The 13,751-nt window shown below is 63.6% G+C and carries 14 protein-coding genes; 7 read left to right on the forward strand and 7 right to left on the reverse strand.

The features are described from left to right. Positions 1 to 123: 123 nt before the first annotated feature. Both ACQCST_RS14400 and ACQCST_RS14405 read left to right on the forward strand, forming a co-directional pair. A complete protein-coding gene (locus ACQCST_RS14400; RefSeq protein ID WP_426996429.1) occupies positions 124 to 1,854 on the forward strand; it encodes a DEAD/DEAH box helicase in 1,731 nt (576 codons plus the stop codon). A gap of 8 nt (positions 1,855 to 1,862) precedes the next feature. Beyond that, entirely contained in the window at positions 1,863 to 2,735 is an 873-nt protein-coding gene (locus ACQCST_RS14405; protein ID WP_426996430.1) for a DNA-methyltransferase, read from the forward strand. A gap of 72 nt (positions 2,736 to 2,807) precedes the next feature. Here ACQCST_RS14405 and ACQCST_RS14410 read toward each other — a convergent pair whose 3' ends face one another. Continuing rightward, complete coding sequence (locus ACQCST_RS14410; RefSeq protein ID WP_426996431.1) at positions 2,808 to 3,173, reverse strand: hypothetical protein; 366 nt, start codon at positions 3,171 to 3,173, stop codon at positions 2,808 to 2,810. 156 nt (positions 3,174 to 3,329) lie between these two features. Beyond that, positions 3,330 to 4,193, reverse strand: a complete 864-nt coding sequence (locus ACQCST_RS14415) for a PHP domain-containing protein (RefSeq protein WP_426996432.1) — start codon at positions 4,191 to 4,193, stop codon at positions 3,330 to 3,332. A 113-nt stretch (positions 4,194 to 4,306) separates the two neighbouring features. Here ACQCST_RS14415 and ACQCST_RS14420 point away from each other — a divergent pair, with 113 nt between their 5' ends. Beyond that, a complete protein-coding gene (locus tag ACQCST_RS14420; protein WP_426996433.1) occupies positions 4,307 to 5,899 on the forward strand; it encodes an aminopeptidase P family protein in 1,593 nt (530 codons plus the stop codon). Positions 5,900 to 6,010: 111 nt separating this feature from the next. On the opposite strand, the gene ACQCST_RS14425 is transcribed toward ACQCST_RS14420, so the two are convergent. Then, positions 6,011 to 6,862 carry a general stress protein gene (locus tag ACQCST_RS14425; protein ID WP_426996434.1) on the reverse strand — a complete coding sequence of 284 codons (852 nt, stop codon included), beginning with the start codon at positions 6,860 to 6,862 and terminating at the stop codon, positions 6,011 to 6,013. A 77-nt stretch (positions 6,863 to 6,939) separates the two neighbouring features. On the opposite strand from ACQCST_RS14425, the gene ACQCST_RS14430 reads away from it, so the two are divergent. Genes ACQCST_RS14430 through ACQCST_RS14440 form a run of 3 tightly spaced genes read left to right on the forward strand, consistent with a single transcriptional unit; the run spans position 6,940 to position 10,086 of the window. Further along, a complete protein-coding gene (locus ACQCST_RS14430) occupies positions 6,940 to 8,223 on the forward strand; it encodes a magnesium transporter MgtE N-terminal domain-containing protein (protein WP_426996435.1) in 1,284 nt (427 codons plus the stop codon). Further along, positions 8,216 to 8,947 carry a DUF1003 domain-containing protein gene (locus ACQCST_RS14435; RefSeq protein WP_426996436.1) on the forward strand — a complete coding sequence of 244 codons (732 nt, stop codon included), beginning with the start codon at positions 8,216 to 8,218 and terminating at the stop codon, positions 8,945 to 8,947. Before ACQCST_RS14430 ends, ACQCST_RS14435 begins: the two co-directional genes overlap by 8 nt. A gap of 11 nt (positions 8,948 to 8,958) precedes the next feature. Next, a complete protein-coding gene (locus ACQCST_RS14440) occupies positions 8,959 to 10,086 on the forward strand; it encodes an Mrp/NBP35 family ATP-binding protein (protein WP_426996437.1) in 1,128 nt (375 codons plus the stop codon). 76 nt (positions 10,087 to 10,162) lie between these two features. On the opposite strand, the gene ACQCST_RS14445 is transcribed toward ACQCST_RS14440, so the two are convergent. Genes ACQCST_RS14445 through sigE form a run of 3 tightly spaced genes read right to left on the reverse strand, consistent with a single transcriptional unit; the run spans position 10,163 to position 12,372 of the window. Continuing rightward, the gene (locus ACQCST_RS14445) at positions 10,163 to 10,570 is read right to left on the reverse strand and encodes a Sec-independent protein translocase TatB (protein ID WP_426996438.1); all 408 of its coding nucleotides are present in this window, start codon (positions 10,568 to 10,570) and stop codon (positions 10,163 to 10,165) included. 54 nt (positions 10,571 to 10,624) lie between these two features. Further along, complete coding sequence (locus ACQCST_RS14450; protein WP_426996439.1) at positions 10,625 to 11,722, reverse strand: hypothetical protein; 1,098 nt, start codon at positions 11,720 to 11,722, stop codon at positions 10,625 to 10,627. Positions 11,723 to 11,754: 32 nt separating this feature from the next. After that, positions 11,755 to 12,372: an RNA polymerase sigma factor SigE gene (gene sigE / locus ACQCST_RS14455; protein WP_426996440.1), complete on the reverse strand. Its 618-nt coding sequence runs from the start codon at positions 12,370 to 12,372 to the stop codon at positions 11,755 to 11,757. 281 nt (positions 12,373 to 12,653) lie between these two features. Here sigE and ACQCST_RS14460 point away from each other — a divergent pair, with 281 nt between their 5' ends. Next, the gene (locus tag ACQCST_RS14460; protein WP_426996441.1) at positions 12,654 to 13,286 is read left to right on the forward strand and encodes an O-methyltransferase; all 633 of its coding nucleotides are present in this window, start codon (positions 12,654 to 12,656) and stop codon (positions 13,284 to 13,286) included. 103 nt (positions 13,287 to 13,389) lie between these two features. On the opposite strand, the gene ACQCST_RS14465 is transcribed toward ACQCST_RS14460, so the two are convergent. Continuing rightward, positions 13,390 to 13,557, reverse strand: a complete 168-nt coding sequence (locus ACQCST_RS14465; RefSeq protein WP_009357720.1) for a DUF3117 domain-containing protein — start codon at positions 13,555 to 13,557, stop codon at positions 13,390 to 13,392. Between the last annotated feature and the right edge of the window lie 194 nt (positions 13,558 to 13,751).

Consider the following 13,751-nt stretch of genomic DNA (forward strand, 5'->3'; position numbering starts at 1 on the left):
AGATAGCCCGCGATCGGCTTCCACTGGATTTGCTTGCGCGCCAGAGCGTGCTCCGGAACGGCCACCTGGCCGGCCCCGTTGAGCAGGCAGCGCCAATGCCCAAATGAATAAGGAAACTCCCCTGTGAGCGAACTGCACACGCACCAGCTTCTGACTGACGACTCCGGCATCGAGTCGCTCGTGCCGGAAGAGACCATCATTTCGGACGAGAAACCGCACGAAATCGAAGAGAAGTCCTTCGCTGACTACAACGTCCGCGCCGACATCGTCGAATCCCTGGCTGCCGCCGGAATTACCCACCCCTTCCCCATCCAGGCCATGACCCTGCCGGTTGCCCTCTCCGGGCATGACATCATCGGCCAGGCCAAGACCGGTACCGGCAAGACCCTCGGCTTCGGCATCCCCGCCCTGCAGCGCGTTGTGGGCCCGGACGACGCCGGCTTCGACAAGCTTCCCGCGCCGGGTGCACCGCAGGCCCTGGTGATTGTGCCCACCCGTGAACTCGCCGTCCAGGTGGCCAACGATCTCCAGAACGCCTCCCGCAAGCGCAACGCCCGTATCACCACCATCTACGGTGGCCGTGCCTACGAACCTCAGGTCGACGCACTCCAGAAGGGCGTCGAAGTGGTTGTCGGGACACCCGGACGCCTGATCGACCTCTACAAGCAGAAGCACCTGGTTCTCAAGAACGTCAAAATGGTGATCCTGGACGAAGCAGACGAAATGCTGGACCTCGGCTTCCTGCCGGACGTTGAAACCCTGATTGCAGGAACTCCTGCCGTCCGCCAAACGCTGCTGTTCTCCGCCACCATGCCCGGCCCGGTCATCGCCATGGCCCGCCGCTACATGACGCAGCCCACCCACATCCGTGCGGCTGATCCGGATGACGAAGGCCTGACCAAGCGCGATATCCGCCAGCTCATCTACCGTGCACACAGCATGGACAAGATCGAGGTGGTGGCACGCATCCTGCAGGCCCGCGGGCGTGGCCGGACCATCATCTTCACCAAGACCAAGCGCACCGCGGCGAAGGTTGCCGAGGAACTGGTGGACCGCGGCTTCGCAGCCGCTGCCATCCACGGCGACCTCGGCCAGGGAGCACGCGAGCAAGCGCTCCGCGCCTTCCGTAACAACAAGGTTGATGTGCTGGTTGCCACCGACGTCGCCGCCCGCGGCATCGACGTCGACGACGTCACGCATGTGATCAATTACCAGTGCGTTGAAGACGAAAAGATCTACCTGCACCGGGTGGGCCGCACCGGCCGCGCCGGCAACAAGGGCACCGCTGTCACATTTGTTGACTGGGATGACATGCCGCGCTGGGGCCTGATCAACAAGGCTCTCGGGCTGAGTGTCCCCGAGCCCGTCGAAACGTACTCGTCCTCGCCGCATCTGTTCTCCGAACTGGATATCCCCGAGGGTACCAAGGGCCGGTTGCCGCGCAACAAGCGGACTCTGGCCGGCGTCGATGCCGAGGTCCTCGAAGATCTGGGCGAGACCGGCAAGAAGAACACCCGCTCCAGCGGCCGGGACAGTGGCCGCGATGGCGGCCGGGACAGCGGACGTTCGGACAGCGCCAGGTCAGGCGGCCGGGACAGCGGACGTTCTGACACACGCCGCAGCGGCGGCGACTCCGGCGGACGCTCGGGTGACCGCCGTCGTCGTTCCTCCGAGACTGAACCTGTGGCCGCCTCGACCGGACCGGCGGCAGAAGCAACGGTAACCGCGCCCGCCGAGGTCGACAGGTCCACCCGCGCCCGCCGTAACCGGACCCGCACCCGCCGTCGCAACGGCGAGGTGGTGGCTGGCGAAGACGCCCAGACCAATGGCGCGCCGAGCACCAGCGAGGCTTAAAAGCCTCAATGACTGACACTGTCTGGGCGCCGGACGGCAGCAACCTGGTGGTACACGCGGACAACGCGGAGTTCCTCCCCACGCTGCCGGACGGCGCCTTCACACTCATTTACGTGGATCCGCCGTTCAACACCGGCCGGGTCCAGCGCCGCCAGGAAACCAAAATGGTGCGCAATGCCGACGGCGACGGCGACCGCGTGGGGTTCAAGGGCCGATCGTACGACACCATCAAGGGTGCCCTGCACAGCTATGACGACGCCTTCAGTGACTATTGGTCCTTCCTGGAACCCCGGCTCGTGGAAGCCTGGCGGCTGCTCGCCGATGATGGAACCCTGTATCTGCACCTGGACTACCGCGAGGTCCATTATGCCAAGGTGATGCTTGATGCCATTTTTGGCCGCGAATGTTTTCTGAACGAGATTATCTGGGCCTATGATTACGGCGCGCGTGCGAAATACCGCTGGCCCACAAAGCACGACAACATCCTCGTGTATGTCAAGAATCCAGCGAAGTACCATTTCGACAGCGCAGAGGTTGACCGCGAGCCCTACATGGCCCCGGGGCTGGTCACACCGGCCAAACGCGAATTAGGCAAGCTGCCCACCGACGTCTGGTGGCACACCATCGTCTCCCCCACGGGCAAGGAAAAGACCGGCTACCCCACCCAGAAACCGGAAGGGCTGATCCGCCGTGTGGTGGCCGCGTCAAGCCGGCCCGGGGACTGGTGCCTGGACTTCTTTGCGGGTTCAGGGACACTGGGTTCGGTGGCCGCGAAACTCGGCCGGAAGTTCGTGTGCGTGGACCAGAACCAGCCAGCGATTGACGTCATGGCCAAGCGCCTGGGCGCCCACGCCGAATTTGTCTCGGTGCCGCCCAACTGACTCGCATTTAATGTCGTTTTGACGCTCCAAAACGACATCTATTGCGAGTCAGTTGGGTCTGGAACTGCCGGGCTAGTGCACCCCGCAGCCGCTCTGAATACCCTGGCTGGTTTGGCGCGCCGTATTGCCGTTGACGCAGACGCCATTCTCCAGCAGCCAGGAGAATCCGCCACTTTGGTTGAGGTAGTTGCCGTTGCTGCCGGGGAAGCCGAAGCCGACGGACGGCACGGAGCCCGGCGTCGCGAACCCCCAGCCCCATTCAGGAACACCGATGCTGGGAAGCCATACCCAGTTGCCCTCCACCACAGGCCCCTGACAGGTCCAGCCGCAAGCGGCCGGGGCACGACTGACATTGACACAGTCGTCCGCAAACGCCGCAGAACCTACTAACATCAGTGCCGCCGTCGCTCCGGCAACAGCAAAAACTTTCTTGAACATGGTGACTCCGTCGTCCGTAGTTTGAACTTCAATTCGACGAGACCTTGATTGGATCCGGTTCCTGTCCGGAGTCCCCATGCCGGAAACGATACTCAGCAGCGGTTATTAGTCAATATCCTGCCGCTACCCGCCGCCCGATGTGGTCCAGCATTCCGCTCAGGGCCGGCGCGACGGCGGGCGGACAATCGGAGTGCCCGTACCAAGATCCTCAATCCGGGCCAGAACCTCCGGTGCCGTCAGATTCTCCCCCAGACGATTGGGTTTGCCCGCACCGTGGTAATCGGAAGACCCCGTCACCAGAAGCTCGTGCTCGGCGGCAAGCCCGCGCAGAAAGTCCCGTCCCTCCTCCGGGTTGTCACGATGCTCGATCTCGAGCCCCAGCAGGCCGGCGTCGATCATTTCCCGGTACGTGCGCTCCCCCACGATCCGCCCGCGGGCGGATGCCACAGGATGGGCAAATACCGGGACACCCCCGGCAGCACGGACCAGTTCGACGGCGAGCGCCGGGTCAGGCGCATAGTGCTGCACGAAATACCGGGAATGGGACGTCAGGATGGATGCGAAAGCCTCACTCCGGTCGGCCACCACGCCCGCAGCCACCAGAGCATCCGCGATGTGCGGCCGGCCAAGGGTGGCGCCCGGCGCCACGTGGTGGATGACATCGTCCCAGCTCAGCGGGTAGTCCTCGGCCAGGAGTGTGACCATGCGTTCGGCACGCGTCAGGCGGGCATCCTTGGCTTTGGTGATCTCCTCCAGCAGGCCGGTATGGGAAGGGTCATGAAGGTAGCTCAGCAGGTGAACACTGATCCCCTCCGCGGTGCGGCAGGAAATCTCCATGCCCGGCACCAGTGCCACGCCACATTTCAGCGCCGTCCGCGATGCCTCCTCCCAGCCGTCCGTGGAGTCGTGATCGGTCAGGGCGATGACATCCAGCCCTGCCCGGGCAGCCGACGCCATGACGTCGGCCGGGGGTTCCGTGCCATCGGAAACATTCGAGTGGGCGTGCAGATCAATCCTCACGTGCCCAGCCTAGTGGACGGGTCCCTCTGCTTGCCGGACGGCGCCGGATGCTTTGGAGCTAGGCCGCAAAGCTGCGTTGGCCTAAGCCGCGCTGCTGGTGAGACGATGGGAAGGTGAACGATGCAGAAAACACCCCAACCGTCCCGAGCACTGCTTCCCAGCCCCTCGAAGATCGCGTCAACAATCGCTCCCAGCGGCCCAGTTCAGCAGCTTTCAAGGCCTTTATGGCCAGCAACTGGGCGCCCTCCGCACAGGAACTACCAGCGCGCGATGCCGTGGCAGAGCACGCCGCAACCCGGCGTCGTGTCATGTCAGACCAGTTCAAAGGTGAACGTCTGGTGGTCCCCGCCGGCCCGCTGAAGGTCCGCTCCAATGACTCCGATTACCGTTTCCGCCCGCACTCCGGCTTTGCCCATCTCACGGGCCTGGGCCTGGATCACGAGCCGGACGCCGTACTGGTCTTTGAACCTGTGGAGGAAGGAAAGGGCGACGACGGCGGAAGCCACCACGCTACCCTCTTCTTCCGTCCGCTTGCTGGCCGGGACACCGAACAGTTCTACGCGGACTCCCGTTCCGGGGAATTCTGGATCGGTGCCCGTCCCACACTTGTAGAGTTCAAGGCACGCCTGGGACTTGCCACCGCGCACTTCGACGAGCTTGAGATGGCCATCACTAAGAATGTGGGCGCGCCGGAAATCGGCGGAATTTCCATCCGCCTGGTCCGCAAGGTCGATGAAAACATCGATGCGCTCGTGGACACGGCCCGCTACAACACGGCCAAGGATCCGGAGAATCTGGACATGGGAGTCCTGGATGCCCTCGACGAAAAACTGTCTGAGGCTCTCTCGGAACTCCGCCTCCTCAAGGACGCGTGGGAAATCGAGCAGATGAAGATCGCTGTGGCAGCCACGGTGGAAGGCTTCACCGAAGTAGTGAAGTCACTGCCGCGCGCGCTGACGCACCAGCGCGGCGAGCGTGTGGTGGAGGGGGCCTTCTTTGCCCGTGCCCGTGAAGAGGGCAACGAGCTGGGATACGACACGATCGCAGCGGCCGGCAACAATGCCACCGTGCTGCACTGGAACCGGAATACCGGCAAGATCAACGCCGGCGAGCTCCTGCTGCTGGATGCCGGAGTGGAGGCGGATTCCCTGTACACCGCTGATGTCACGCGCACGCTTCCCGCCAACGGCACGTTCACCGAGATTCAGCGCAAGGTCTACGACGCCGTACTGGACGCTGCTGACGCCGGATTCGCCGCTGCCCGCCCCGGCGTAAAATTCCGCGAGATCCACACGGCAGCCACCACGGTGCTTGCCGAGCGCCTGGCCGAGTGGGGCCTGCTGCCGGTTTCCGTTGAGGAAGCCATCAGCCCGGAAGGACAGCAGCACCGCCGCTGGATGCCGCACGGCACAAGCCACCATCTGGGCCTCGATGTCCACGACTGTGCACAGGCCAAGCGCGAGCTGTACCTGGACGGCGTTCTTGCCGACGGCATGGTATTCACCATCGAACCGGGGCTGTACTTCAAGAAAGAGGATCTCGGCATTCCCCAGGAATACCGAGGCATCGGCATCCGTATCGAGGACGACATCCTGATGACAGCCGATGGCCCGGTCAATCTGAGTGCCGCGCTCCCCCGCAAGGCGGACGACGTCGAGTCCTGGATGGCCGGCATCTATCAGGAAGCTGACGGACACATCTCCTAGAACCGACCGGACCGACGCTGCGGGGACTGCATAAGGGGGGGCCACCGGATGATTCCGGTGGCCCCCCCTTAACACGCTTTCAGGCGGTTCATTCGTTGCCTGTTTCCTGAACTATTTGCTGGACTCGTCCGCACCGTGCTGATCCTGGGTCTCGCCAGAAACCCGCACGCCGTATTGCGGGCGGCCGTCCGGGAGGTCCGGGTAGCGGACCGCCGCAGGTGCGTTCTCGGGTTCCTGGGCCCCCTCAGGAGCCTGGCCATCGGAAGCGGGGCCTGCCTGCGGCGTCTGCTCCCCGGTGCCCTCTTGCGGGGCCTCAGGGGATTTCTGGCCGTAGGGATCGTTCCAGCCGGAGGGCCGCTGCGGCTGCTGGCCCCCTTGCTGGCCTGGCTGATAAGGCTGGTTTTGGTAGCCCGGCTGGGTGTGGGCGGACGGGCGGGGCCCAGGGGAAGCGTCCGACGGCGTCATGGGCAGCTGCTGGAGCAGGCGCCGTGCCTCATGGGCTGCTTCGAAGGACACCACAACGTCATAGTTGGTGGCCACCACCTGGCTGGTCGAGGTGAAATCACGCTTGCCCCGCTGCATGGCGTATGTGACGATGCCGAACAGCATAAAGAAAGCCGCGCCCATCAGCACAGACGTCAGAATGGAGAAGTACCCCCCGGTTGCCGAGAAGAATGACAGCATTACGCCGACGAACAGGCCAAACCACATGCCGCTCAGCGCACCGGACAAGGCCACCCGGGGATAGCTCAGCCGGCCCGTTACCCGCTCCACCATCTTGAGCTCGTTTCCAACGATGGAGACCATCTGCACCGGGAACTGCTGATCCGCCAGGTAGTCGACCGCTTTCTGGGCGTCCAGATAAGAGGTATAGGAACCGACAGTATCCCCGACGGGAACTGTGCGGGACTGGTCCGCGCCGTTGGGGGCACCGGCCTTGGGAGCACCAAAGATGTTTGACATACCTCCATTCTTGCCCATAAGCATGGGTACCACCTGTAAATTCAGCTAAAAGAGAGCAGACTCGGTAGCCTGTAGACGTGAGCACAAATCTTTCGCGCGTGTTTGTAGCGCGCCTGCTGGGACTGGACGTCTTTGACCCGCTGGGCGACCGTCTGGGCCGGTTGCGCGATGTTGTGGTGCTTTCGCGCGGAAACCGGGGGGCTCCGCATGTGGTGGGCATCGTCGTCGAAGTTCCAGGCAAAAAACGCGTCTTTGTCCCAATGACCCGGATTACCTCAATAGACCAGACGCAGGTCATCTGCACCGGGCTGGTAAATCTGCGACGCTTCGAACAGCGTGGTGCGGAAACCCTGGTGGTTGCCGAAATGTTCGACCGTCGCGTGACGCTCACAGATGGAAGCGGCGACGCCACCATCGAGGACATCGCCATGGACCAACACCGGTCCCGCGACTGGTTTGTCAGCAAGCTGTTTGTCCGCCGCGGCCATTCGCTCTCCCCGCTCAGCAGACTCCGACGCAACGAGACCATGATCATTGACTGGGCGGACGCACACCAGGGCGCCCGGACAGAACCCCAGGCCGCTACCCAGTTTGTGGCCACCCACGAGGACCTGAAACCGGCTGACTTCGCCGAAGCCCTGCAGGAGATGAGCGACAAACGCCGCTTCGAAGTAGCCAGCGAACTTCAGGATGAGCGCCTGGCCGATGTTCTTCAGGAAATGCCTGAAGATGACCAGGTGGAGATCCTCTCCGCACTCGACGTCGAACGCGCGGCGGATGTCCTCGAGGAAATGGACCCTGACGATGCCGCCGATCTGTTGGCAGAGCTTCCCTCAGCCCAGGCTGAAGAACTTCTCCGGCTGATGGAACCGGAGGAAGCCAAAGACGTGCGCCGCCTGCTCGAATACGACGAAGACACCGCGGGCGGTCTGATGACGCCCGTCCCGGTCATACTGCCGCCGGAAGCCACGGTGGCAGAGGCACTCGCCCATGTCCGTCGCGAGGAGCTGTCCCCGGCCCTGGCCTCTTCGATCTTCATTGCGCGGCCACCCCTGGAGACACCCACCGGACGTTTTCTGGGCGTGGTGCACATCCAGCAGTTGCTTCGCTACCCGCCGCCGGAGCCCTTGGGTAACTTGGTGGACAAGAGCCTTGAGCCGGTCTCGGACCAGGCTCATATCAGTGAGGTGGCGCGTACGCTTGCCACCTACAATCTGAACTGCCTCCCCGTGGTCAACGACGCCGGACGACTTGTGGGGGCGGTGACTGTTGATGATGTACTGGATCATCTGTTGCCGGACGACTGGCGTGCCCACGAGGATGACGCCCCTGTAAAGAAGCTCGGAGGCCGCATTGGCTGATAACAACACAAAGAGTTCCAGCCAGTGGGCCGCCGGTAAATCCGCCGGCAAGGCGTCTGCCAAGGGCAGCCTCGATACGCCGTTGAGCGGACGCCAGCGGATCCTGCCGAAGTTCTCGCCCAACCCGGATGCCTTTGGCCACGCGACGGAAGGCTTCGCCCGGTTCATGGGCACGCCCACCTTCCTGGTCTACATGACGATCTTCTGCGTCTTCTGGCTGGTCTGGAACACCTTCGCGCCGGAGGCCTGGCAGTTTGACTCCCGGGCCCTGGGCTACACGCTGCTGACGCTGATGCTCTCGCTTCAGGCCTCCTATGCGGCTCCCTTGCTTCTCCTGGCACAGAACCGCCAGGACGACAGGGACCGGGTGTCCCTCCAGCAGGACCGCCAGCAGGCCGCACGGAACCTGGCGGACACCGAGTACCTGACCCGCGAGCTTGCTTCCCTGCGCATTGCCCTGCGCGAGGTGGCCACCCGTGACTATGTCCGTGCCGAGCTACGGACCCTGCTTGAGGACATGCTTGAAGCACAGGAGGAGCTCCGGGCCCACGATCCCTCGGCGCCCGGAAACCATGAATCTCCGCGGGACAAGGTCAAGGAAAGGCTGAAGGAGAAGCGGGACAAGCAACGCAATCCCCGCACCCAGCAGATTCCCAAGGTCAAACCCGACAAGACGGCACAGCACCAGGGAGTCCCCACACCCCCCGCAACCCCTGAAAGCTGAGCCTTGACTCCATGAGTAACCCCCTGGTCCAGGCAGTGGATGCTGCACTGGCAACAGTCATTGATCCTGAGCTGCGCCGCCCCATCACCGAGCTCGGCATGGTGGAGTCAGTGGAGATTTCCGACGACGGCCGGGTTCGGCTCGCTGTCCTGCTGACCATCGCAGGCTGCCCCCTGCGCGAAACCATCACGGCCGATTCGGAAGCTGCCCTGACCGCGGTACCCGGCGTCACCGCCGTCGAGGTCGAGCTGAAGGTTATGTCCCGGCAGCAACGCGATGCCCTCAAGGAGCAATTGCGTGGCCCGGGCGGCCAACGCGGTATTCCATTCAACCAGCCCGGATCGCTGACCAAGGTCTTCGCCGTGGCAAGCGGCAAGGGCGGGGTGGGCAAGTCCTCGGTCACCGTGAATCTCGCGTGTGCCATGGCCGCCCAGGGACTTCGTGTAGGGATTGTTGACGCCGACGTCTACGGATTCTCGGTGCCCGCCCTGATGGGCATCACGCAGTCCCCCACCAGGGTTGACGACATGATCCTGCCGCCTGTGGCCTACGGCGTGAAGGTCATCTCCATTGGGATGTTCGTGACGGGAAACCAACCTGTGGCCTGGCGGGGGCCAATGCTGCACCGCGCGCTGGAGCAGTTCCTTACGGACGTGTACTTCGGCGACCTCGACGTCCTGTTCCTGGATCTCCCGCCGGGAACAGGAGATATCGCCATCTCCGTGGCCCAGCTGCTGCCGAAAGCCGAAATCCTGGTGGTTACCACGCCTCAGGCCGCCGCCGCCGACGTCGCCGAACGCGCCGGGGCAATTGCAACGCAGACCGGCCAGACAGTGGCCGGGGTCATCGAGAACATGTCCTATCTGGAAATGCCCGACGGCGGGCGGATGGAACTGTTCGGAAATGGCGGTGGCCAAGTACTCACCGAACGTCTCTCGGCCACAGTTGGTGCTGACGTCCAGCTCTTGGGCCAGATACCCTTGGACATTCTGCTGCGCGAGGGCGGCGACGCGGGCCGGCCGATCGTGCTTGGCCGTCCGGAAACACCTGCAGCCATGGCGCTGCAGTCGATCGCCGGCAAATTATCATCACGGCCACGGGGACTCACAGGAATGAAGCTGGGGCTGCAGCCCCGGTAACCGGGTTGCCTTTCGACATCCCCGGGCATGTGAATGCCCGCAAAGATCCAAGTTCAGGTGGCTTCGGAACCGAGGCTCAGGTGGCTTCGGAATCGAAAGGTGCCGGTTCGCCGTCGGGCAGCCGTTCGATGACCCGCTCCGGCCGCGACTCGGCGGCAGAAACAACCGCTGCGGAAGCTACCGTAACAGCGGCAACCGCTGCAGGTCCGCCGGGGCTGACGGCCTTCGCGTCGTCATCCATCAACGCTTCTTTGATGATGCGACGGGGATCGTACTGCCGGGGATCGTATTTCTTCCAGTCGACCTCGTCGATGTCGATGCCGACTTCGTCCTTGATCTGTTCCCGGGCGCCTGAAGCCATCCTGCGGACTTCCTTAACAAGGTTTGCCAGCTTCTGCGTGTATTCGGGCAGCCGTTTGGGGCCGATCACCATGATGCCTATGAGCAGCAGCAGTAAGAACTCCGGGCCGTTGATTCCGAACACGATAGGAAGATTACCCTCTCCGGGGTGCTGATGACGATTCCGGCACGGCGCTCGTCACCGAAGTCCCGTCCATGGTGGCATCAGCCCCATGATCCGGCCGACACCGCGCTGTACCCGGTCCGCGAACGATTCGGCTCCGTACTCCGACAGGCCCGGTTCGTCTGCATCGTGCTCCACCCCGGCAATCAGCCCCTTGTCTGCAACAACCCCGGCAGAAACCAGTGCAGCTACGGCGTCATCCGCCTGCTCCGGCGGCAAATCGGAAACATAGGTGAAGGTGGTCGTGGACGTCTGGTAGATGGCCGTCCAGGGGGCAGCGGCCTTAATCCAGAGGCTCCCGCCGCCAGACGTTCCGCCGCCCGGTGTGCTGGCGCTGGCTGTGCCGGTTCCCGGCAACGCTCCGCGTGCAGCCTGGACCAGCACAAAGCCGTCCTCAGAGGCTGGATGTCCGGTCAGGACATTGACCGGACCGCCCGCCATGGTCGATGCTGCAGGCCCGCCCGCTGGCTCGGTTCCGGCGCTGGCTGTTCCGGCGCTGGCTGTTCCGGCGCTGGCTGTTCCGGCGCTGGCTGTTCCGGCGACGTTATGCTGCTCAAGGACCGTTGCGTAGTTCTGGCCATCGGAAAGCCGCATTTCAAGCGCCGGTTTGTCAAGGAAGACAGTGGCCGTGGCGGCAGTGACATGGAACCCCATTGCCTGGAGCTCCGGGCACTGCCAGCCCTCGGTGCGCAGGCTGCTCAGCTGGTCGGCGGACAGTTGAATGGCAACGGCTTGTGTTCCGGTCAGGTTTCCTGCCGCAGCCTGTCCCTGCAACTCCTCCTGCAGCACGGCGGCCGGAGAGGGTCCGCCGGCCCGAGGCAGGGGATCGCAGGCCAGCGAGAAGGCTGTAACGGCCAGGAGCCCGGCGGCAGCCGCGGCTCCGCCGGTCGCAATAACAAACACCCTGGCTGGATGAGGGCGTATCTCCACGGGCGCGGAGGGCGCCATGGCCAGCCGCCCGGTGTTGGCCAACAGGCGGGCAGTGAGGTCATCGCTGGCTGGCGGGATGGCCGCACCACGCAGTCGTTCCAGATACTGGCGTTCGCGGTGGAGCGCAGCGCTGCAGTCAGGACAGGACCGGACGTGGCTGCTGCTGTTACGCTGGTGTCTCACGCCAAGACGGCTCAGAGGACCCATGTGGCGGGTCAGAGCAGGCCGGCAATGCGCGGCATCTTGAGCCTCGGTTTGAGGGACTTCTGCGGGCGGGGATCGCGGTGGGCCAGCTTTTCACGGAGCATTGTCCGGCCGCGGTGGATCCGGGACCGGACAGTACCGAGCTTGATACCCAGCGCGGCGGCAACTTCGTCGTAGGACAGTCCCTCAAGGTCGCACAACACGACGGCGGCGCGGAAGTCCGGCGGAAGCTCCTCGAGTGCGGCTTGCACGTCCAGATCAAGGTTGTTGAATTCAAAACTCTGTTCGGGGCCCGGTTCACGTCCCGGAAGCCGGGATTCCGCGTCTTCAGTCAGGGCATCGAAGCGGATCCGGCTCTTGCGCCTGGCCTGGTCAAGAAACAGATTGGTGGTGATCCGGTGCAACCAGCCATCCATGGTCCCGGGCTTGAAGTTCTCCAGGGACCGGAAGACCCGCACGAACACTTCCTGGGTGAGGTCCTCGGCGTCGAACTTGTTGCCGGTCAGGCGGTAAGCCAACCGGTATACCTTGGCCGAGTGGTTCGTCACCACCTCTTCCCAGGTGGGCCTGACCCATTCGGCCCCGGAATCTTCAATTGCAGGGACAGGTGCCACAGCTGCTGCTGACATCGTTCGCTCCCCTCCTGGATGTACTACCGCCCGGATACTGTTGACATCTCTGATTCGGCGCCGATCATCAGGTGGATGAGCGGATATCCATCCTTTCAAAGTTGGCTGGGAATTTCCTGATTGAGGAGGCATTCCGCCCAAGGCGCAAATCCCTCCCACAGCCGTCTTTTCCGGACAGTATCCGCAATCACAACCGGGCGCACCGTCACCTTCCGACCCGTCACCCGCGGACACAGTACGCTGTAACAAACACACCACCTGCCGCCCAGAAAGCGATACCCATGAGCGCCGATAAGTCCACGAGCTGGTCCTACGCAGAAGATCTGCCTGCTGAGGATGAGGTCATGCTGCACGCGCGGGAACGGTCCTTCGAGCTTGGCGTGACCCCGATTGGCCGGGGGGTGGGAGCCGTGCTTACTGTCCTTGCTGCAGCGTCCAAGGCACAGACCGCCGTCGAGATCGGCACCGGCGCCGGCGTTTCGGGCGTGTGCATCCTGCGGGGCCTCGGCCCGCAGGCAGTACTTACCACCATTGACGTTGACGTGGAACACCTGAAGGCCGCGCGCGAGGCGTTCCAGGACGCTGGCAGCCCGGCCAACCGTACCCGCACCATTTCCGGCCGTGCCGCAGACGTTCTGCCGCGGCTGACCGACGCCGCGTATGATCTGGTGTTCATCGACGCGGACAAGCCCGGGTTCCCCGGCTATGTTGAACAGGCTATCCGGCTGCTCAAGTCCGGTGGAATGCTGATCATCAACGATGCCTTGGATAAGGACCGGGTTGCCAACCCGGCTGCCCGCGAGTCCACCACTGTGGTGCTCCGACAGGTGGGCAAGGCAATCCGCGACGACGACAGGCTGGCTTCCGCCATGCTGCCCACGGGTGACGGGCTGCTGGTAGCAGTCAAAAAATAGAGCGCGGCTCGTACGTAACGCCCGGACTTAACGCACGGAAACAAGCGCCCGGAAGCAAGGGAGGGTCCGCAACCTGACGGCCGCGGACCCTTGCCCTGCGAATCTATTCAGTAACGCCGACGAGGCATTCCTTGAGGTTGGCCGCTTCGGCAGCGTTGAGTTCGACCACAAGCCGTCCCCCGCCTTCGAGCGGCACACGCATGATCAGGCTGCGGCCCTCTTTCGTTACTTCCATAGGGCCGTCGCCGGTGCGTGGTTTCATAGCCGCCATGAGGAATTTCCCCTCCAATAGTCCCGGGACGAACCAGCCCGGCCGGGCTGTGTCCTTTTGGTCAATCAAGCCGCGATGGCGGCCCGTACGGCAGCCGCCATGGCTGAACACTTTCGAATGAACTTTGTCCTTGCTTACTCCCCATTATCCTGTAATTGCCTGCCCGTAGCTAATCGATGGACATTCGACGCAGC

This window comes from Pseudarthrobacter sp. N5 (assembly GCF_050157035.1).
Classification (GTDB): Bacteria; Actinomycetota; Actinomycetes; order Actinomycetales; family Micrococcaceae; genus Arthrobacter.

Coding starts and splice junctions, on each gene's coding strand:
- ACQCST_RS14425 (WP_426996434.1), bottom strand. CDS start 6,862: ATGTCAAACATCTTTGGTGCTCCCAAGGCCGGTGCCCCCAACGGCGCG.
- ACQCST_RS14410 (WP_426996431.1), bottom strand. CDS start 3,173: ATGTTCAAGAAAGTTTTTGCTGTTGCCGGAGCGACGGCGGCACTGATG.
- ACQCST_RS14440 (WP_426996437.1), top strand. CDS start 8,959: ATGAGTAACCCCCTGGTCCAGGCAGTGGATGCTGCACTGGCAACAGTC.
- ACQCST_RS14460 (WP_426996441.1), top strand. CDS start 12,654: ATGAGCGCCGATAAGTCCACGAGCTGGTCCTACGCAGAAGATCTGCCT.
- sigE (WP_426996440.1), bottom strand. CDS start 12,372: ATGTCAGCAGCAGCTGTGGCACCTGTCCCTGCAATTGAAGATTCCGGG.
- ACQCST_RS14405 (WP_426996430.1), top strand. CDS start 1,863: ATGACTGACACTGTCTGGGCGCCGGACGGCAGCAACCTGGTGGTACAC.
- ACQCST_RS14465 (WP_009357720.1), bottom strand. CDS start 13,557: ATGGCGGCTATGAAACCACGCACCGGCGACGGCCCTATGGAAGTAACG.